The sequence below is a fragment of the Microbacterium sp. SORGH_AS_0454 genome (assembly GCF_031453395.1).
Taxonomy (GTDB): Bacteria; Actinomycetota; Actinomycetes; order Actinomycetales; family Microbacteriaceae; genus Microbacterium.
Genome location: NZ_JAVIYS010000001.1, coordinates 3418453 through 3437787, shown reverse-complemented (window position 1 = coordinate 3437787; position 19335 = coordinate 3418453). Strand labels below are relative to the sequence as shown.

At 69.5% G+C, this 19335-nt stretch carries 16 protein-coding genes; 10 read left to right on the top strand and 6 right to left on the bottom strand.

The features are described 5' to 3' along the window. The first annotated feature begins 42 nt into the window (after positions 1 to 42). Both QE454_RS16545 and QE454_RS16540 read left to right on the top strand, forming a co-directional pair. Complete coding sequence (locus QE454_RS16545; protein WP_210071919.1) at positions 43 to 2202, top strand: DEAD/DEAH box helicase; 2160 nt, start codon at positions 43 to 45, stop codon at positions 2200 to 2202. Positions 2203 to 2508: 306 nt separating this feature from the next. Further along, on the top strand, positions 2509 to 3537 hold the full coding sequence (locus tag QE454_RS16540; RefSeq protein WP_141375580.1) for a 6-phosphofructokinase: 1029 nt from the start codon (positions 2509 to 2511) through the stop codon (positions 3535 to 3537). Between the two features lie 364 nt (positions 3538 to 3901). Here QE454_RS16540 and QE454_RS16535 read toward each other — a convergent pair whose 3' ends face one another. Both QE454_RS16535 and QE454_RS16530 read right to left on the bottom strand, forming a co-directional pair. Then, positions 3902 to 4540 carry an endonuclease domain-containing protein gene (locus QE454_RS16535; RefSeq protein WP_307459558.1) on the bottom strand — a complete coding sequence of 213 codons (639 nt, stop codon included), beginning with the start codon at positions 4538 to 4540 and terminating at the stop codon, positions 3902 to 3904. A gap of 468 nt (positions 4541 to 5008) precedes the next feature. Beyond that, on the bottom strand, positions 5009 to 7123 hold the full coding sequence (locus QE454_RS16530) for a S9 family peptidase (protein WP_307459561.1): 2115 nt from the start codon (positions 7121 to 7123) through the stop codon (positions 5009 to 5011). 209 nt (positions 7124 to 7332) lie between these two features. Between QE454_RS16530 and QE454_RS16525 the strand changes: the two genes are divergently transcribed. From QE454_RS16525 to QE454_RS16510, 4 genes are all read left to right on the top strand, one after another. Beyond that, positions 7333 to 8550 (top strand): inorganic phosphate transporter, encoded by a 1218-nt coding sequence (locus tag QE454_RS16525; protein WP_307459564.1) that lies wholly within the window; start codon positions 7333 to 7335, stop codon positions 8548 to 8550. After that, positions 8550 to 8879 carry a peptidase gene (locus QE454_RS16520; RefSeq protein ID WP_210071915.1) on the top strand — a complete coding sequence of 110 codons (330 nt, stop codon included), beginning with the start codon at positions 8550 to 8552 and terminating at the stop codon, positions 8877 to 8879. Before QE454_RS16525 ends, QE454_RS16520 begins: the two co-directional genes overlap by 1 nt. 42 nt (positions 8880 to 8921) lie before the next feature. After that, complete coding sequence (locus QE454_RS16515) at positions 8922 to 9824, top strand: phosphodiesterase (protein ID WP_210071914.1); 903 nt, start codon at positions 8922 to 8924, stop codon at positions 9822 to 9824. Positions 9825 to 10008: 184 nt separating this feature from the next. Then, positions 10009 to 11472, top strand: a complete 1464-nt coding sequence (locus QE454_RS16510) for an aspartate ammonia-lyase (protein ID WP_210071913.1) — start codon at positions 10009 to 10011, stop codon at positions 11470 to 11472. A 60-nt stretch (positions 11473 to 11532) separates the two neighbouring features. Here the strand turns inward: QE454_RS16510 and QE454_RS16505 are convergent, their stop codons facing one another. Further along, positions 11533 to 12399, bottom strand: a complete 867-nt coding sequence (locus tag QE454_RS16505) for a fumarylacetoacetate hydrolase family protein (protein WP_307459570.1) — start codon at positions 12397 to 12399, stop codon at positions 11533 to 11535. An 83-nt stretch (positions 12400 to 12482) separates the two neighbouring features. On the opposite strand from QE454_RS16505, the gene QE454_RS16500 reads away from it, so the two are divergent. The 3 genes from QE454_RS16500 (at position 12483) to QE454_RS16490 (ending at position 14892) form a co-directional block, all read left to right on the top strand. Next, positions 12483 to 13643 carry a PrsW family intramembrane metalloprotease gene (locus QE454_RS16500; protein ID WP_307459572.1) on the top strand — a complete coding sequence of 387 codons (1161 nt, stop codon included), beginning with the start codon at positions 12483 to 12485 and terminating at the stop codon, positions 13641 to 13643. A 172-nt stretch (positions 13644 to 13815) separates the two neighbouring features. Next, complete coding sequence (locus QE454_RS16495; protein WP_013583439.1) at positions 13816 to 14181, top strand: FKBP-type peptidyl-prolyl cis-trans isomerase; 366 nt, start codon at positions 13816 to 13818, stop codon at positions 14179 to 14181. Positions 14182 to 14331: 150 nt separating this feature from the next. Then, on the top strand, positions 14332 to 14892 hold the full coding sequence (locus QE454_RS16490; RefSeq protein ID WP_210071910.1) for a YceI family protein: 561 nt from the start codon (positions 14332 to 14334) through the stop codon (positions 14890 to 14892). A gap of 101 nt (positions 14893 to 14993) precedes the next feature. Here QE454_RS16490 and QE454_RS16485 read toward each other — a convergent pair whose 3' ends face one another. Both QE454_RS16485 and QE454_RS16480 read right to left on the bottom strand, forming a co-directional pair. Beyond that, positions 14994 to 15911, bottom strand: coding sequence for a DMT family transporter (locus QE454_RS16485; protein ID WP_307459575.1), 918 nt, complete (start codon positions 15909 to 15911; stop codon positions 14994 to 14996). A 99-nt stretch (positions 15912 to 16010) separates the two neighbouring features. Next, a complete protein-coding gene (locus tag QE454_RS16480; RefSeq protein ID WP_307459578.1) occupies positions 16011 to 17345 on the bottom strand; it encodes an MFS transporter in 1335 nt (444 codons plus the stop codon). Positions 17346 to 17513: 168 nt separating this feature from the next. Here QE454_RS16480 and rpsO point away from each other — a divergent pair, with 168 nt between their 5' ends. Beyond that, positions 17514 to 17783, top strand: a complete 270-nt coding sequence (rpsO, locus tag QE454_RS16475; protein ID WP_056227311.1) for a 30S ribosomal protein S15 — start codon at positions 17514 to 17516, stop codon at positions 17781 to 17783. Positions 17784 to 18144: 361 nt separating this feature from the next. On the opposite strand, the gene QE454_RS16470 is transcribed toward rpsO, so the two are convergent. Beyond that, positions 18145 to 19161, bottom strand: coding sequence for an isopenicillin N synthase family oxygenase (locus tag QE454_RS16470; protein ID WP_307459581.1), 1017 nt, complete (start codon positions 19159 to 19161; stop codon positions 18145 to 18147). Positions 19162 to 19335 lie beyond the last annotated feature (174 nt).

Genomic DNA, 19335 nt, shown 5'->3' with positions numbered 1-19335 from the left:
GACGCTCCGGATTGTCATCCGGACGACACGCTCAGGAGGAGCATGCCGACTACGGCAACCGCGTCCCGAGGCTCGAGCCAACGACGCAGGAAGACCACGTCATCCCGACGCGACGACGAAGCACCCGTCATCCCGATCCTCGCCCGCAAGGTGCGCGAGATCGAGGCGAAGGCGCAGCGCGGAAAGCTCGGGCCCACCAACCGCGTCAAGTTCCAGGTGATCGCCTTCCTCGTCCGCGAGGAGCGCGCCCGGGTCAAGGCCGACACCGAGATCACCGACGCCGCACGCGCCGAGCTGCTCAAGCGCCTCGACGGGGTCGCGACGATCCTCGCGAAGACCGCCGCCCGCGACACCTCGCTGATCCAGCTGCTCGAGGTCGACCAGGCCACCTCGCCGGTCGCCCGTCGCATGCGCCGCGACTGGCTGCTCGAATCGGGTGCCGAGCTGCCGCCCGACGAGCTCATCATCACCGACAACACGCCGAAGGTCGCCCCGGTCGTTCCCGCGGCGCTCGCCGAGAAGCAGGTCATCCCCGCCTCGATCGAGGCGCGCCAGATGGCGAACCCCTTCCTCGCACCCGACCTCACTCCCCGCTCGACCGGGGACGCCCCCCGTCGTCGCCTCGACGGCTGGGAGCTCATGGGTCCGCTGTACAAGGCGTTCGAGACCGGCGCCGGCGGGTCGGCCGCGAGCATGGAGCTGCCGCCCGTCCCCGAGTTCGACCGTCTCTCGCCGCGCGGGCTCGAGGTCATGCCGCACCAGTCGCGGTTCCTCGAGGCCGTCCGCACCGGCCACCGCTCGTTCCTGCTGGCCGATGAGCCGGGCCTCGGCAAGACCGCGGAGTCGGTGCTCGCGGCATCCGTCGCCGACGCGTACCCGCTGCTGGTCGTCGTGCCCAACGTCGTGAAGATGAACTGGGCCCGCGAGGTGCAGCGATGGACGCCCCAGCGGCGCGCCACCGTCATCTCGGGCGGCGGCGCCGACATCGACGCCTTCGCCGACATCTTCATCGTCAACTACGAGATCCTCGACCGACACCTCTCATGGCTGTCGTCGATCGGACTGAAGGGCATCGTCGTCGACGAGGCGCACTTCATCAAGAACCTCACGTCGCAGCGCTCGCAGAACGTGCTGGCCCTGGCATCCCGTGTCCGTCAGCAGACCCGCGACCCGCTCCTGCTGGCGCTGACCGGTACCCCGCTGATCAACGACGTCGAGGACTTCGACGCGATCTGGCGCTTCCTCGGCTGGACCAACGGCGAGAAGCCCGGCCCCGAGCTCATGGAGAAGCTGGATGCCACGGGTCTGACGCCCGCGGACAAGGCGTTCTACCCCGAGGCGCGCGAGGCGGTCATCTCGATGGGCATCGTGCGGCGCAAGAAGAAGGATGTCGCCGCCGACCTCCCCGACAAGCTCGTGGCCGACCTGCCGGTCGAGCTCGACGACGAGTTCGGCCGCTCGATCCGCCAGGCCGAGCGCGAACTCGGCGCCCGTCTCGCGGCGAAGTACCGCCGCATCATCGAGGCGCGCGGCGACCGGGGCTCCGCCGCCGGCGAGATCGACGAGGACATCGTGCGTCTCGTCGCCCACGGCGAGCTCGAGGAATCCAAGGCCGCGGGCTCGGGGAGCGAGAACGTCTTCACGATGGTCCGCCGCATCGGTCAGGCCAAGGCGCACCTCGCCGCCGACTACGCCGTGCAACTGCAGCGCTCCGTCGGCAAGGTCGTCTTCTTCGCCAAGCACATCGACGTGATGGATGCCGCGGAGGCCCACTTCAAGGCCTCCGGCCTCAAGGCCGTATCGGTACGCGGGGAGCAGACCTCGACCGCGCGCCAGGCCGCGATCGACGCCTTCAACGGCGACCCCGACGTCGGCATCGCGGTGTGTTCGCTGACGGCCGCCGGTGTCGGCCTGAACATGCAGGCCGCGTCCAACGTCGTGCTCGCCGAGCTGTCGTGGACCGCCGCCGAGCAGACCCAGGCGATCGACCGCGTGCACCGTATCGGTCAGGAGGAGCCCGTGACCGCGTGGCGCATCATCGCCGCGCACACGATCGACACCAAGATCGCCGAGCTCATCGACTCGAAGGAAGGCCTCGCGGCCCGCGCCCTCGACGGCCAGGCGATCGAGCCCGGCTCGAGCGATTCGGTTCAGCTGTCGGCGCTCATGCATCTGCTGCGTCAGGCGCTCGGCGCGGCCTGATCCGGTTCTCCCTCGAACGCCCCGGTCGCTTCGGCGTCCGGGGCGTTCGAGCGTGCGTGCGCCGGTGTTCTTCTGCGCTCGCGAGCGGGTTCGGCCCTCGGGACGTTTCCTCCGTCCCGTGCGCATCGAACAGCGGACCCGCCGCAAGAATTGCGCACGCGAGGGGCCCCTCGCGGGGTCGAGTGCTCGGCATCCGCCCGCCCCGTCCGTCACCGTGTGGCAGCGGTCCCGCCCGCGGCGATAGGGTCGAAGACGGCAACGGCGCCGACCCCTTCACCCGAACCACAGCACCAGAGGACTCTGCCCATGAAGATCGGCATCCTGACCAGCGGCGGCGACTGCCCCGGGCTGAACGCGGTCATCCGTGGCGTCGTGCTCAAGGGCACGACCAACTACGACATCGAGTTCGTCGGCATCCGCGACGGCTGGCGCGGAGTGGTCGACGGCGACTTCTTCCCGCTCACGCGTCACGAGGTGAAGGGTCTGTCCAAGGTCGGCGGCACCATCCTCGGCACGAGCCGCACCAACCCCTACGAGGGGGCGCGCGGCGGCGCCGAGAACATCTCCAAGACCATGTACGGGCACCGGCTCGACGGCATCCTGGCCATCGGCGGCGAAGGCACGCTCGCCGCGGCCGACCGTCTGTCGAAGGACGGCATCAACGTGCTCGGCGTCCCCAAGACGATCGACAACGACCTCCGCGCCACCGACTACTCGTTCGGTTTCGACACGGCCGTCAACATCGCAACGGATGCCATGGACCGCCTCCGCACGACCGGTGACTCGCACCAGCGCTGCATGGTGGCCGAGGTCATGGGCCGTCACGTCGGCTGGATCGCCCTGCACGCGGGTATCGCCGCGGGTGCTCACGTGATCTGCATCCCCGAGGTGCCGATGTCGATCGACGAGATCGTCGAGCAGGTCACCCGCGCGCACGACCGCGGTCGCGCGCCCCTGGTCGTCGTGTCGGAGGGCTTCAAGCTCACGGGCATGGACGAGGCCTTCAGCGACAAGGGCCTCGATGCCTTCAACCGTCCCCGCCTGGGCGGCATCGGCGAGCTGCTCGCGCCCGAGATCGAGCGCCTCACCGGCATCGAGACCCGCTCCACCGTGCTCGGACACATCCAGCGCGGCGGTTCGCCCTCGGGCTTCGACCGCGTCCTCGCCACGCGCCTGGGTCTGCACGCCGCCGACGCTCTCCACGAAGGCGCGTGGGGCCAGATGGTCGCGATGCGCGGCACCGACATCGTGCGCGTCCCCTTCGCCGACGCCCTCGGCGAGCTCAACAGCGTGCCGCTGTACCGCTACGAAGAGGCCGCAGCCCTCTTCGGCTGAGCCACGGTGCGTCGACGCCCCGTTCCGCCTCGTGCGGGGCGGGGCGTCGCGCTGTAGGGGGGGTGGCGCTGTGGGGACGGGCGGTCGGGGTGCCTCCTCCGGATTGTCACGAGAACAGGGCGGTGCGCCCGGAACAGGGGAATCGGGGCGGTTTTCTCCTGTTCTCGTGGCATCCCCTGTTCTGGTGACGTGGAAGGGCCGCGGTATCGATTCGGTGGGCGGGTCGGCCTGACGCATGCGCCCCCTCCGGATTGTCACGAGAACAGGGCGGTGCGCCCGGAACAGGGCAATCGGGGCGATTTCCTCCTGTTCTCGTGGCATCCCCTGTTCTCGTGACGCAGGGGGGCGGACCGGGCGGAACGACTCAGCGGGACGGGCAGAGGTGGCGTCCCTGCGCCATCGCGAGGCGCACGGTGTCGATCACATAGGCGGGCTCGAACAGGATCTGCACGTAGTCGAAGCGGAGGACCGTGTACCCGCGCAGCACCAGCCGGGCATCCTGGCGGAGGTCGCGGCGCCGGTCCGCCGGTGAGCTGTGGAAAGCGAACCCATCTATCTGAATCGCCAGGCGCTCGCCGATCACGGCGTCGACCGGGTGCCCGTCGACCCATACCTGCTGCCGCAGGCGGACGCCGATCGCGAGCATCAGCTCGCGGAAGTGCGTCTCGAGGCCCGAGTCGGAGAGGAACGTGGCGACGTGCGCGAACCTCGAGGCGCGGGTCGAGCGCCAACCCACCGCCGCCAGGGTGTCGGCATCCACCTTCTTCGACCGAAGTGCGGATTCCCACACGGCGAGACCGTCGACGGGAGGAAGGCAGCGGGCGACGTGGAACAGCACGTTGACGATGGGCTCGAGGGGATCGGTGCGCATCAGGGGTATGGGTGCAGTGGCGCGATGCAGTCGCAGACGTGCGTCGTCGAGGCGCGAGGCCGTGGCGGGCACCCACACGTGCACGTCTTCGCTCCGCGGTGTCCACAGGCCCATGTCGTGAGCCGCGCTCACGCACGTCGACCGACCGCTGACGGATGCCGCTCTCTTCCGGCTCGAGGGACAGTCGGGCGTGACGATCCAGGATCGCCGGATGCGTTCCACCTCCGACGTCGCCACGGCTGCCGCGATCGCCCGTGGGCCAAAGCCGGCAGCCGCAGCCGAGGTCGTGTGCGCGACGCCGCCGCGTGCCGTCAACCATGCGACCAGGCTGGGTTCCATCGCACCAGACTCGCGGCCGGGAGACGCCAGTCGTTCCCTGCTTCCACGAAATGGGGATGGTTCGGAGGAGGAGCGGCCTGGGGACGAGTGTCGGAGCAGCGCGTTCGTCACGAGAACAGGAGATGCGACGAGAACAGGGCGAAACCGGCCGATTCGCCCTGTTCTCGTGACTTCCCCTGTTCTCATGACGCAACGCCGCGGATCCAGACGCCGAACGCCCCGCCGCGCGAGGCGACGGGGCGTTCGAGACGAGGGTCGGGCTTACTCCGCCAGGCCCAGCACGTCGAGCAACCACGCGATCTCGAAGGCGCGCTCGCGCCAGGCGTTGTAGCGGCCGCTGACGCCGCCGTGACCGGCGACCATCTCGCACTTCAGCAGCGCGTCGGCACCGACTTCGCGCAGGCGCGCGACCCACTTCGCGGGCTCGACGTACATCACGCGGGTGTCGTTGAGCGAGGTGACCGCGAGGATGCGGGGGTACTCGACGCCCTCGCGCACGTTCTCGTACGGCGAGTACGACTTCATATAGGCGTAGACGTCCGCATCGTGCAGCGGGTCGCCCCACTCGTCCCACTCGATGACGGTGAGGGGGAGCGAGGGGTCGAGGATCGTCGTCAGCGCATCGACGAAGGGCACGTCGGCCAGCACACCGGCGAACATCTCGGGCGCGAGGTTCGCCACGGCGCCCATCAGCAGGCCCCCGGCGCTTCCGCCTTCGGCGACGATCCGGTCGGGGGTGGTGTACCCGGCATCGACGAGGTGACGCGCCGCGGCGACGAAGTCGGTGAAGGTGTTGCGCTTGGCCCGCATCTTGCCGTCTTCGTACCACTGGCGACCCATCTCGCCGCCGCCGCGCACGTGGGCGACCGCGAAGACGACGCCTCGGTCGAGCAGCGACAGACGCGGCACCGAGAAGCCGGGCTCGATCGAGTGCTCGTACGATCCGTAGCCGTACAGGTGCACCGGTCGGGGCGACTCGCCGGGGTCGCCGAACGAGCGCTTCCACACGAGCGATACGGGCACCTGGGTGCCGTCCTCGGCGGGTGCCCAGACGCGCGCCTGGCCGTAGTCGGCGGGGTCGAACCCGCCCAGCACGGGCTGGCGCTTGCGCAGCAGCAGTTCGCCGGTCTCGACGACGTAGTCGTACACGGTGCCGGGGGTGACGAACGAGCCATAGCCGAGGCGCAGCACCGGGGGTGCGTATTCGGGGTTGCCGCCGGTGCCGACGCTGTACAGCGGCTCGTCGAACCCGATCTCGGTCACGGCGCCGTCGGCGTACGACAGCATGCCCAGACGTGCGAGGCCGTCGCGCCGGTAGCCGACCACGCCCCAGTCGCGGAAGGTGTCGACGCCCAGCAGACGGTGGCCGGTGCGGTGCGCGATCACCGTCTCGCGCGGACCCTGAGGATCGGATGCCGAGACCCGCACGAGCTCGAAATCGAGAGCGCCGTCGTTGTGCAGGATGTACAGCACGTCCTCGCCGTCGACCACGGCGTGCGAGGAGGAGTACTCGACGCCCTCGCGGCGCGGCCACACCACGCGGGGTTCGCCGCGGAGGTCATCGGCATCGAGGATCCACTCCTCGCTCGTGATCGACGAGCCCATCTCGATCACGAGGAAGCGGTCGCTGCGGGTGAAATCGGCACCGATCCAGTACCGATCGTCAGGCTCGTGGAAGAGCTTCGCGTCGTCGCTGACGGGCGTCCCGATCTCGTGCAGCCACACGGTGTCGGGCCGCCACGCGTCGTCGACGGTGGTGTAGACGATGAAGCGCCCGTCGGGCGAGAACGTCGCGCCCGAGAAGGTGCCGGGGATCTCGTCGGCGAGCGTCTCGCCGGTGATGAGGTCGCGCACGCGAACGGTGTAGCGCTCGTCGCCCGCGACGTCGATGCCGTAGAGCATGCGCGTGCCGTCGTTCGAGACCTCGAAGCTGCCGAGCGAGAAGAACTCGGTGCCCTCGGCCTCGACGTTGCCGTCGAACAGCACCTGCTCGCCGGGGACGGGGGAGTCGGGCGAGAGGGTCGGCGGCGTCCAGTCGTCGGGGGAGTCGAGGGGGGCGCGGCATTGGATGCCGTACTGGGCCCCGGCGACCGTGCGGCCGTAGTACCACCAATCGCCCCGGCGCGCGGGCACCGACAGGTCGGTCTCGAGCGTGCGGCCCTTGATCTCACCGAAGACCGTGTCGCGAAGGGGGGCGAGGTGCGCGGTGCGCTCGCCCGTGTAGGCGTTCTCGGCCTCGAGGTGCGCGAGAACCTCGGCATCGTCCTTGGCGCGCAACCACTCGTAGGGATCGTCGAACGTGTCGCCGTGGTGGGTTCGCGCGACAGGGCGGCGGTCGGCGACGGGCGGGGTGAGCTTCGGGTCGAGATCGGTCACCGTCCCACGCTAGTGCGCCCGTGCGTGATCGGTCCGCGAGAATGCTCAGGATGCCGGCGCCTCGACGCTGCGCAAGTTTGACCGTCGCGGTCCTCGGTGAAAGGATGTCGAGGCGACCCCGGTGAACGGGTGTCGAACTCCAGGTGAACTCTTCGTTCGTCGCGCCGATCCCGTCGGCATCCCCTCTTCCTTCTCACGGAAAGCGAACGGTGGAGAGCGCAGCCCTCATCATCGTGCTGGTCATCGCGCTGGCACTGTTCTTCGATTTCACCAACGGATTCCACGACACCGCGAACGCGATGGCCACCCCCATCGCCACCGGTGCGCTGAAGCCGAAGGTCGCCGTCCTGCTGGCCGCCAGCCTCAACCTGGTGGGCGCGTTCCTGTCGACCGAGGTCGCCAAGACCATCTCGGGCGGGATGATCCGCGAGGACCAGCTGAGTCCCGACATCTTCCCGCCGATCATCTTCGCCGGCCTCATCGGCGCGATCACGTGGAACATGCTCACGTGGCTTCTGGGACTTCCCTCGAGCTCGTCGCACGCTCTGTTCGGCGGCCTGATCGGCGCGACGCTCGTGGGCGTGGGTGCCTCGGCGATCGACACCGGCGTGGTGTTGAGCAAGGTCATCCTGCCGGCGCTCATCGCGCCTCTCACGGCCGGGATCATCGCCTTCGCCGTGACCAAGATCGCCTACGGCATCACCCGCCGTCACGACATGAAGGCCGATGGTCGCGACGGCTTCCGCTGGGGCCAGATCTTCACCTCGTCGCTGGTCGCCCTGGCGCACGGCACGAACGACGCCCAGAAGACGATGGGTGTCATCACGCTCGCCCTCATCACGGTGGGCTGGCAGTCGACGTCGAACCCCGACCCGCAGCTCTGGGTCGTCTTCGCGTGCGCGCTGACGATCGCCCTCGGGACCTACATGGGCGGCTGGCGCATCATCCGTACGCTCGGCAAGGGCCTCACCGACGTGAAGCCTGCCCAGGGGTTCTCGGCCGAGACCTCCACGGCGGCCACGATCCTGGCATCCAGCGCCCTCGGCTTCGCCCTGTCGACGACGCAGGTCGCCTCGGGCTCGGTCATCGGCTCGGGCCTCGGCCGTCGCGGCTCGACCGTGCGCTGGAACACCGTGGGCCGCATCATGATCGGCTGGGTCCTCACCCTGCCCGCCGCCGGTGCGGTGGGAGCTGCCGCGGCTTTGATCGTCGTGTGGCTGGGCGGCTGGGGGGTCGCCGTCGACGCCGTCATCGCCGTCGTCATCGTCATGGGGCTGTTCCTTCGCTCGCGGCGGGACTCGGTCACCTCGGCCAACGCGATGAGCGAGGTCGCCGACTCGGGGGCCGCGGTCAACGTGCCCCGCAAGCCCGGACCCACGCGTCGTCAGCGCCGTCTCGAGCGCGACAAGGTCGGGAGAGACGCCTGATGCTGATCAACTGGGAAGCCTTCCTCCACGTCTTCGTCGCCGCGATCGTCGGCGCCGCGATCGTCGTGACGTTCTACTCGCTCGGCCTGCGACTGCTCGTGCGCGGTGGCCGCCCGCCGCTGGTGTCCCCGGCGGAGTTCACGGATGCCATCACGGTGCTCACCGACAAGCAGAAGCGCCGCGCCGAGAAGGCGGTGGCCAAAGCGGCCAAGAAGAACCCGCTGAGCGACGCGCAGAAGCGCGTGTCGTTGATCGGCGCGTACCTCTGCTTCGCGGTGTGCGCGGCAGCCGTGCTCGGTGCTCTGCTGCTGATCCTCTTGCGTCACTGAGACCTCGGACGCGATGTCGGAGCCCCCTCGTAGGCTGAAGACATGGCATCCGTGCAGTTCGGTCAACACGCGCCCGCGGCGCGCGTGATCCTCCATCTCAGCGACACACACCTGCTGGGCGGCGACCGTCTGCTCGGCGACCGATACGACACCGCGCTGCATCTTCGCCGCACGCTCGAGGCCGCCGAGGCGACCGGGGTGCGGCCGGATGCGGTGGTCTTCACGGGCGACCTCACCGACCTCGGCGAGCCCGAGGCCTATCGTGCGCTGCGCGACGCGGTCGAGCCGTGGGCCTCGCGCCTGGGCGCACCGGTGGTGTGGGTCGCCGGGAACCACGACGAGCGCCCCGCCCTTCGTGAAGGGCTCCTCGACGCCGAGCCGACGCAGCAACCCGTGACGGGGGTCTGGGATCTCGGCGGCCTGCGGCTCATCGCGCTCGACTCGAGCGTCCCCGGCTGGCACCACGGCGATCTCGATGCCGCGCAACTCGACTGGCTGCGCGCCGAACTCGCCGAGCCGGCTCCGCTGGGCACGATCCTGGCGCTCCACCACCCGCCGCTGCCCACGCACATCCCCTTCTTCGACATCCTCGAGCTGCGGGACCAGCCGGGCCTCGCCGCGGCCATCGCCGGGAGCGACGTGCGGGCGATCCTGGCGGGGCACCTGCACTACTCGACCTCGGGCACCTTCGCCGGCGTTCCCGTGAGCGTCGCATCGGCCTCCTGCTACACGATGGATCTCGCGCGCCCCGCGGACGCGGTCAACGGTATGGATGCCGGGCGATCGTTCCACCTCGTGCACGTCTGGGACGACACGATCACCCACGCCGTCGTCCCCGTGGTCGACGTCGAGGCGTCGGGATTGTTCACCCCGGAGTGGACGGCGCGCATGGCGGCGCTCAGCCCCGACGAGCGTCTCGAGGCGTTCTCGCGAAAACGGTCCTGAGCGGCGGAGTCCGGCCCCGCGTCCGCCTGCCCGGCCTGAGGCCCGGTCGGGCGCGCGCGGCGGCAATAGACACGACGGAGCGCGCAGATCCGTCGACCGGCCGCCGTGTCCACTGGCCCGGGTAGCCGTGCTCGTTAGGCTCGTGGCATCCCCTCTTCACCATGACACCCACGAGGACTCCCACATGGCTTTGGACGCAATGACGCGCACCCGTACCGAGACCGACTCCCTCGGATCCCTCGAGATCCCCGCCGACGCGTATTGGGGGATCCACACGGCTCGAGCGCTCGAGAACTTCCCGATCGCCAAGCGTCCCATCTCGGTCTATCCCGACCTCGTGCGCGCCCTCGCGATGGTCAAACAGGCGTCGGCGCGCGCCAACCGCGAGATCGGCGTGCTCGATCACGACAAGGCCGACCTCATCGACCGTGCCGCTCAGCGCGTGATCGACGGTGAGTTCCACGACGAGTTCACCGTCGGCGTCATCCAGGGCGGGGCCGGCACCTCGACCAACATGAACGCCAACGAGGTGATCACCAACATCGCCCTGGAGCTTGCGGGACGTGAGAAGGGCGACTACGCCTTCCTCTCGCCGATCGACGACACGAACCGCAGTCAGTCGACCAATGACGTGTATCCGACGGCGATCAAGATCGGCCTCGCCCTCACGCTTCAGAGCCTGCTCGAGGAGCTCAAGCTCCTGCGGCAGTCGTTCCTGTCGAAGTCCGAGGAGTTCCATGACGTGCTGAAGGTGGGTCGTACGCAGCTGCAGGATGCCGTGCCGATGACGCTCGGACAGGAGTTCCACGGCTTCGCCACGACCCTCGGCGAGGACTACAGCCGCCTCACCGAGAACGCCTACCTGCTCTACGAGATCAACATGGGCGCGACCGCCATCGGCACCGGCATCACCGCCCACGCGGGGTACGGGGGAGCGGTGCTGCGGCACCTGCGCGAGATCACCGGTCTCGACCTCGAGACGGCGACCGACCTCGTCGAGTCCACGAGCGACACGGGCGCCTTCATGTCGTTCTCGTCGTCGCTCAAGCGCAATGCCGTGAAGCTGTCGAAGATCTGCAACGATCTTCGCCTGCTCTCGAGCGGTCCCCAGGCGGGCCTGGGCGAGATCAACCTCCCCGCGCGCCAGGCGGGCTCGAGCATCATGCCCGGCAAGGTCAACCCGGTCATCCCCGAGGTCGTGAACCAGGTCGCCTTCTCGGTGGTCGGTGCCGACATGACGGTGACGATGGCCGTCGAAAGCGGTCAGCTGCAGCTCAACGCCTTCGAACCGGTCATCGCGCACTCGATCTACCAGTCGATCACCTGGATGCGTCAGGCCATGTGGACCCTTCGCGTCAACTGCGTCGACGGCATCACGGCCAATCGCGAGCGGCTCGGCGCGATGGTCGGCTCCTCCGTCGGCGTCGTGACCGCCCTCACGCCGTTCATCGGCTACGCCGCCGCCGCGGCCCTGGCCAAGACGGCGCTGCTCACGCACCGCAACGTCGCCGACCTGGTCGTCGAGGCCGGGCTGATGACGCGCGACGAGGTGCTCAAGCAGATCTCGCCCGCGCGCCTCTCGGGCCTGCAGGCCGTCACGGCCGCGATTCCGATCGTGCGTGCGGCGGACAGCGTCGTCGAGGGCTGAGCCCCGCGAACAGCGAAGGGCCGGGACGCGTTCGTCCCGGCCCTTCTGTTTGTCCCGACCTCAGTCGAGGATGCGGCAGTGCGTGGTCAGCTCGCCGATGCCGTCGATGCCGACGGTCACGGTCGAACGGTCGCGCAGGAAGATCTGCGGGTCGCGAGAGTAGCCGGCGCCCCCGGGACTACCGGTGGAGATGAGGGTGCCGGGCAGGAGGGTCGCCGACTCCGACAGCTTGTTGATGAGAGTCGCCACCGAGCGCACCATCTGGCCGGTGCTGGCATCCTGCACCGTGTGTCCGTCGACGACGGTCCAGATGTGGAGGTCCTGCGGATCGGGGATCTCGTCGGCGGTCACGACGAACGGGCCGGTCGGGGTGAACCCGTCGAACGACTTGCAGCGCGACCACTGCGCCTCGGAGAACTGGATGTTGCGCGCCGTCACGTCGTTGACGACCGTGTACCCCCAGACATGGTCGAGGGCGTCCTCCTCGGCGATGTCACGACCCGGACGGCCGATGATGACGCCGAGCTCCGCCTCGTAGTCGACGGCCTCGCTGAGCGAACGCGGCCACGAGGTGGTCTCGCCGTGGGCGGTGAGGGAGTTCGGCCAGAGGACGAAGACGGTGGGGCCGGCATCGGTCTTGAGTCCGAGCTCTCCCGAGTGGGCCGCGTAGTTGAGCCCGACCGCGAGGATCGAGGGCGGCGCGAGCACCGCGGAGGCGTATCGGATGCCGGAGAGCGGATGCCGCGAAGCGCCGGCCGTGGCGTCGCGAACGCGCCCCAGCAGCTCGTCGCCGCCGGCGATCAGCTGCTCGAGGGTGCTCGGGGCACCGGCGAAGAACTCGTCCACGAACGAGAACTCCTCGCCCTGGACGCTGACGAGACGGGGGGCTTCCGCCCCCTCCTGTGCACGGACGTGGGCGAAACGCATGCCTCCACGCTACCGGCCCGGGCCCGGTGGGGGAGTCCGCAAGCCCCGGATGCCGTGTCCGAGGCCGCCTCTAGGCTGTGCGCATGACCTATCCCTCGCCGCTGTCGCAGCCCGGATCGGCCGATGCGCCCCGCATCTCGACGGCTCCGCAGGCGGCCGTCTCGGCAGCCCCGCCTCGCTCGCGCCGGGGTGGCGTGGCGCTGTGGATCGTGGCGGTGCTCCTGGTGCCGCTGCTCGCGCTGTTGGTCCGCTACTTCACCGGATTCCTCGGCACCGCCGCGTCGTTCATCGGCCTCGTGCTCGCCACGATCCCCTTCGTGATCGTGTGGTTCGCCGTGCGCTACATCGATCGGTGGGAGCCCGAGCCGCGTCGCCTGCTGGTCTTCGCCGTCGCCTGGGGCGCCATCGCCTCGGTGACGCTCGCGCTCGGCGTCGACCTCGTCGTCACGCTGGTCGTCGGTCCGCAGCCGCCGGCATTCAGCAGCGTCATCCAGGCGCCGATCGTCGAAGAGCTCGCGAAGGGCCTGGGCGTGCTGCTCGTCTTCTCTCTTGCTCGCCGCGCGTTCGACGGCCCGGTCGACGGCATCGTCTACGGTGCGCTGATCGGGGCCGGCTTCGCCCTCACCGAGAACGTGCAGTACTTCGCCATCAGCTACCTCGAGGGAGGCCCGGGGCAGGTCGCGAGCACGTTCTTCCTGCGCGCCGTGCTCTCGCCGTTCGCTCACGTGATGTTCACGAGCCTCACCGGGTTCGCCTTCGGGCTGGCCGCGCGCCGGGGGCTGCGCACCGGCGCGGCACTGCGTTACGCGGTGCCCGGAGTCATCGGTGCGATCGTGCTGCACGCCCTGTGGAACGGCTCCGCCACCTTCTTCGACTTCTTCGAGCTGTACGCCGCGCTGCAGGTGCCGCTGTTCGTGTTGTTCATCCTCGGCATCCTGGCCCTCCGCCGCGAGGAGTCGCGATTGACCCGTGCGCGGCTGGGCGAGTACGCCGCGGCGGGATGGTTCACCCCCCAAGAGGTCGACATGCTCGCCACCGCCCCGGGGCGGCGTTCGGCCCTGGCCTGGTCGCGCACGCTGCCCGGAGACCGCTCGGCGGTGATGAAGGGCTTCATCGCGGATGCCACGGCTCTCGCCGCCGCGCGGCAGCGCACCCTGTCGGGTCGCGACCCGCACGCCCCGGCCACCGAGCGGTATCTGCTCGAACGAACGACGGCCGCGCGGGCGACGCTCCTGCGCCCCTGACCCGGCGCCACGGCGAGGTCTTGACACCGTCGAAGGGCAGGGGCACCATCGATGTAGGCCAACTCAGCGCCCGGTAGACACGCAGGCATCGCCGCGGCACCGGGCGCTGAGTCTTTTCTCGGCTCCGTGTCCAGGGGCTTCATGGGCGCGCTCGCCGTGCTTGGATGGAGGCATGACTGATCGCACCAAGCCGGAGTTCGACGCTCCCAGCGGCCCCGCCCCCTCCGACCTCGTCATCCGCGACATCATCGTCGGCGACGGCGACGAGGCCAAGCCCGGCGACACGGTCACCGTGCACTACGCCGGTGTCGAGTACGAGTCGGGTGAAGAGTTCGACTCCTCCTGGGGTCGTGGCGAGAGCATCCAGTTCCCGCTCCGCGGCCTGATCCAGGGTTGGCAGGACGGTATCCCGGGCATGAAGGTCGGCGGACGCCGCGAGCTCGTGATCCCGCCGCACCTGGCCTACGGACCCGCCGGCGGGCACTTCCTGGGCGGCAAGACCCTCATCTTCATCATCGACCTGCTGAAGGTCGGCTGATCGGCCGTTCTTCACGGAACGTTCACGAACCCGAGGGGGCGTCGGCCTCCTCGGGTTCGTTATTTCGCTCGATCGTGGAATACATTCGTATGAATGGGAGTTGACCCCCGGCAGGACGCCGATGCGGCTCCCCAGACCTTTAGGAGTGACATGACTGACACCACCGCCCTCGACATCCCCGGCTACAAAGCGGGCACCTGGGTCCTCGACCCGTCGCACAGCGAGGTCACCTTCTCGGTGCGCCACATGATGATCTCGAAGGTCCGCGGCACCTTCGGCATGAAGAGCGCCACGATCGTCGCTCCCGAGAACCCCCTCGAGGCCACCGTCGAGGCCTCCGTCGACGTCACCTCGGTCGACACCAAGGACGAGGGCCGCGACCAGCACCTCCGCTCCGCCGAGTTCTTCGACGTCGAGACCTACCCGACGATGGACTTCCGCTCCACCGGCGTTCGCGTCGAGGACGGCGACTTCCTCGTCGACGGCAACCTGACCATCCGCGGCATCAGCAAGCCCGCCACCTTCGCGCTCGACTTCGGCGGCTTCGGCACCGACCCGTGGGGCAACTACAAGGCCGGCGCCACCGCGAAGACGGTCGTCAACCGCGAAGACTTCGGTCTCACCTGGAACGCCGCCCTCGAGACCGGCGGCGTGCTCGTCGGCAAGGACGTCACCATCGAGCTCGACCTGCAGCTCGCGCTCCAGGCGTGATCTCGCCGCAGCTCGCGCTGCGGACCTGAAACATCGCGATGGCCCCGGGTGCTCGGCATCCGGGGCCATCGTCGTCCCCGCGGGGTGATTCTCGCGGGGCGTCAGGCGCGGGTTCGACCGGAGAGGCGGATCCGCTGCTGGACGAGGAGGATGCCCACGAACACGACCGCGGCGCCCACGGGCTCGTTCCACGAGATGCGCTCACCGAGCACCAGGATGCCGAGAGCCACCCCCACCACCGGCGTGATGTACGTCACGGTCGAGGCGCGGGTGGGCCCCCAGGCGCGGAGCGTGTTCTGGTTCCAGACGTAGGCGATGCCCGTGCCGAGGACCCCGAGGGCGACGATGCTCCCGACGACCGGCAGGGTCAGCTGCATCGGCTCGGCGAGGATGAACGGTGAGAGCAGCACCATGAACGCCGCCGCCGGCCCGATGTAGCCGAACGCGAACGCGATGCCCGAGAGGCCGGTGTCGCCGAGGAAGCGGCGCATGTACGCGAGGCTGAAGCCGTAGCAGGCCGTCGCCCCGAGCAGGGCGAGTTGCGCGACCGTGCTGTCACCGACGTCGGCGAGGGCGCCCGGCGCGATGATGACGACCACGCCCGCGATGCCCACCGCGATGCCGACCAGCTGGCCGACCTTCAGCCTCTCGACGCGGAACACCGCCCACGCCATGATCGCGGTCATGATCGGCGTCGTCGCGTTGAAGATGCTCGCCAGGCCCGACGACACGTGCTGCTCGGCCCACGCGAACAGCAGGAACGGAACGACGCAGAAGCTCAGCGACAACACGCTCAGGTGCCCCCAGACGCGTCGACTGCGGGGAAGGCGCTCGCGGCGGATCGCCACGATCGCCGCGAGGGCGAGGGCACCGAACAGCAGGCGCCCGCCGGCGACCTGCGCGGGGGTCATGCCGGTCAGGGCCACGGCGATGAAGAGGAAGCTCGACCCCCACACGACGCCGGTGAGAACGAATTGCACCGCGATCGAGACGGGCGAGGGAGCGGAAGTGGATGCCACGATCCCGACCCTAGGGCCGAGGTGCGACATCGAGTGGGCTCCGCCGATGCGACGTCCGTAATCCGCCGACGGTCGGCAGTCGCCGCCCCTCGCGCCCGGTCAGGGCTGGGGGTCGAGGGCGTCGTAGTTCCGGAAGCGCGGCGAGAAGCGCACCAGCGTTCCGACGAGGGCGAGGATCAGGATCCCGCCGAACAGGGGCGGAACCCACAGGGCGGCGAGGGTCGCCAGCGTGCCGGCGTACAGGGCGCCGACGCGGGGGCCACCGGCCACCACGACGATGAAGATGCCCTGCAGGCGACCGCGCATGGCATCCGGAACCGCCGCCTGCATCATGGTCGACCGGTAGATCGCGCTGACGTTGTCGGCGGCTCCCGACACCGCCAGCACAACCGCGGCAAGGGCGATGAGGGCGACCGCGGCGTGGGTCTCGTCGACGAGAGCGGGACGCAGCCACCCGAGGGTGGCGGCGAGCAGCACCAGCCCGAAGAGGCCGATGGACAGACCGTAGACCTGGATCGCACGCTCGATGCCGAGCCCCTGCCGGCGCACCCGGCCGACCGGGCCCGAGAACAGGCTCGAGAAGAAGGCGCCCGCGGCGACCGCCGCGGTGAGGATTCCGGTGGTGATGGCGCCACCACCGAGCAGCACCGCGCCGATCGCGGGGAACAGGGCGACCGGTTGGCCGAAGGTCATCGCGATGATGTCGAGGATGTACTGCAGGCGGATGTTGGGTGCGCGGCGCAGGAAACGCACGCCGTCGCGGAACGACTCCAGCCCCGGGCGCACGATCTCGCCCTCGGGGCGGAGCTTGGGCAGTGACCACAGGCCGAGGAACAAAGAGGTCATCAGCAGCACGTCGAGCGAATACGTCCAGGCGTAGCCGGCGACCGCCACGAGGACACCCGCCAGAGCCGGACCCGCCATGACCATGACTCCCACGGTGACGCCCTGCAGAGCCGCAGCGGCGGGCAGCAGATCGCGGGGGATGAGGCGCGGGGTGATCGCCGACTTCGTGGCCATGACGATCGAATTCGCCGCGGAGTTGATCACGCTGAGGGCGAAGAGCCAGGCCACGGTCTCGAGCCCCGTCCACGCGAGCACGGCGAGCAACGCCGTCGACGCGAACGTGACCACCGCGGCGAGCAGCGCGACGGTACGCCGGTCGAAGGCATCGGCGAGCATGCCGCCGTAGAGCCCCGCCGCGATCATGGGGAGCAGTCCCGCGACCGCGATCATCGACACCGCGAGAGTGCTCTGGGTGAGTTCGAACACGTGGAGCATGACGGCGACGACCGTCAGCTGGCCGCCGAGTCCGGCGAGCGTCGACCCGACCCACAGCCGTGCGAATGCCGGAGAGGTCGTGAGGGGCCGCAGATCGATGAACGCACCGCGCGCGCCTCGGCGCGGGGGAGCGGCGGGATCGGTCTGACTCACGGATCGAGGCTACGCCAGCCCTCCGACACCGGACGCCGCGGACCGGTGCGGTGCCGGCATCCCGATGCTGGTAGACTCATGCGGTTGCCGTTCGATCGGCCGCGGATAAAGAGAGCTCGCACATCGTGTGACGGGCGCCGCGCAATGAGAAGGAAGGGGATCCCATCTATGGCACTCGAAGCAGACGTCAAGAAGGCGATCATCGAAGAGTACGCGACGCACCCCGGTGACACCGGATCCCCCGAGGTGCAGGTCGCGATGATGACGCAGCGCATCAAGGACCTCACCGAGCACCTCAAGACCCACAAGCACGACCACCACTCGCGCCGTGGGCTCTTCCTGCTCGTCGGTCAGCGCCGCCGCCTGCTGGGTTACCTGCAGGACGTCGACATCAACCGTTACCGCTCGCTCATCGAGCGTCTCGGTCTGCGTCGCTAATCGCACCAGCGTTCTATCGCGCAAAACATTCTTGGAAGGCCGCCCCACGGTGTGGGGCGGCCTTCGTCATTCCCGGATGCCGTGCCCTCGCGGCGTGTGCTCGTCGTCGCGTCTCGATGCGTCGGCGTCGCGCGGCCACGTGCACCGGGTCGCACGCATAAACGCGATCGGCGCCCATAAACGCGATGTGCACGTGTTTATGGGCGCCGACGGTGTTTATGCGTGGCCTGGGGTCCTGCGGTCCTGGGGTCCTGGGGTCCTGGGGTCCTGCGGTCCTGCGGCCCCGCGGTCCGGCGGCCGCGCGGCCCTGTGGCCCGCGGCCACGCGAACGGTCGCGACCCGCGGCCACGCGGTGGACGGGTCAGGATGCCGTGCGCGCGGCGAGCAGGTCGGAGTGCCAGCGCTCCGCCACATCAGGGTGGGCGCGCAGCCGTGACTTGAGGGCGTTCTCGCCGTAGGTGGCGTGGATGGGGTTCGTGGGGTCGTCCTCGACGCCGCGGGCCTCGGCGGCGAGATCGGCCGGCAGCTCGATGATCGGCAGACGCGCATCCAGGGCAGGGTTGAAGAAGAACGGCACCGAGATGCGCTCGTCGGGGAACCGCGGCGAGATCACGCGGTGGTTCGTCGCGCGCAGGTACCCCTGCGTGGCGTACTCGAGCAGCTCTCCGATGTTGACGACGAAAGCTCCCGAGACCGGGGGAGCATCGACCCACTCTCCCTCGCGCTCGACCTGCAGGCCGCCCTTGCCGGGCTCGACCCAGAGCAGGGTGAGGACGCCGGAGTCCTTGTGGGCACCGACACCCTGCTGGGGCGTCGGGTCGTCCTTGCCGGGGTAGCGGACGATCTTGATGAGGGTCTGCGGGTCGCCGAAGTGGCGGTCGAAGTACTGCTCCTCTGCGCCGAGGGCGAGCGCCCACGCGCGCAGCAGCTTGCGGGCGACGCCGGTGAGGTGGTCGTGCCACTCTGTGACGACGTCTTTCAGCTCGGGCTGCGCCGACGGCCACAGGTTCGGGCCGATGAGCCGGTTGTATCCCGGACCGTCGGGGTCATCGATCGCGTCGCGCTCGGGGCCGATGTCGATCTGTTCGCGCCAGTCGACGCGACCCTGGGTGCGCTCGCCGCCGACGCGCGTGTAGCCGCGGAAGTGCGGGCTCGTGACGTTCTCGATCGAGAGCTTCTCGGCCTCGGGAAGCGCGAAGAAGTCCGTGGCCGCCTGGAGCAGGCGCGCCTCCAGCTCGGGGCTCACGCCGGTGCCGGTGAGGTAGAAGAAGCCGACGTCGTGGGTCGCGGCGCGCAGCTCTTCGCAGAAGCGGGCGGCGGCATCCGGGCCCTGGTCGAGGAGCGACAGGTCGAGCACGGGGAGGTTCAGGTCGGACATGCGTCGAGGCTAGGTCGTCTCTGCGGTGCGCGCCGAAATGTTGCCGACGGTTACCGACGACGCCGATGAGTCGGGTGAAGTGGGCCGATCCCCGCCGACCGGCGGGGTGCGGAGGGGCAGGGGATTGCGTAATGTGTACTGGTCAGGTGAGGCTTCCCTTACCTACCCGCAGCG

Bases quoted from the DNA above. Each gene is read 5' to 3' on its own strand.
- QE454_RS16510 (WP_210071913.1), top strand. From the start codon at position 10,009: ATGGCTTTGGACGCAATGACGCGCACCCGTACCGAGACCGACTCCCTC.
- QE454_RS16520 (WP_210071915.1), top strand. From the start codon at position 8,550: ATGCTGATCAACTGGGAAGCCTTCCTCCACGTCTTCGTCGCCGCGATC.
- rpsO (WP_056227311.1), top strand. From the start codon at position 17,514: ATGGCACTCGAAGCAGACGTCAAGAAGGCGATCATCGAAGAGTACGCG.
- QE454_RS16545 (WP_210071919.1), top strand. From the start codon at position 43: ATGCCGACTACGGCAACCGCGTCCCGAGGCTCGAGCCAACGACGCAGG.
- QE454_RS16505 (WP_307459570.1), bottom strand. From the start codon at position 12,399: ATGCGTTTCGCCCACGTCCGTGCACAGGAGGGGGCGGAAGCCCCCCGT.
- QE454_RS16495 (WP_013583439.1), top strand. From the start codon at position 13,816: ATGACTGATCGCACCAAGCCGGAGTTCGACGCTCCCAGCGGCCCCGCC.
- QE454_RS16540 (WP_141375580.1), top strand. From the start codon at position 2,509: ATGAAGATCGGCATCCTGACCAGCGGCGGCGACTGCCCCGGGCTGAAC.
- QE454_RS16515 (WP_210071914.1), top strand. From the start codon at position 8,922: ATGGCATCCGTGCAGTTCGGTCAACACGCGCCCGCGGCGCGCGTGATC.
- QE454_RS16470 (WP_307459581.1), bottom strand. From the start codon at position 19,161: ATGTCCGACCTGAACCTCCCCGTGCTCGACCTGTCGCTCCTCGACCAG.
- QE454_RS16500 (WP_307459572.1), top strand. From the start codon at position 12,483: ATGACCTATCCCTCGCCGCTGTCGCAGCCCGGATCGGCCGATGCGCCC.
- QE454_RS16490 (WP_210071910.1), top strand. From the start codon at position 14,332: ATGACTGACACCACCGCCCTCGACATCCCCGGCTACAAAGCGGGCACC.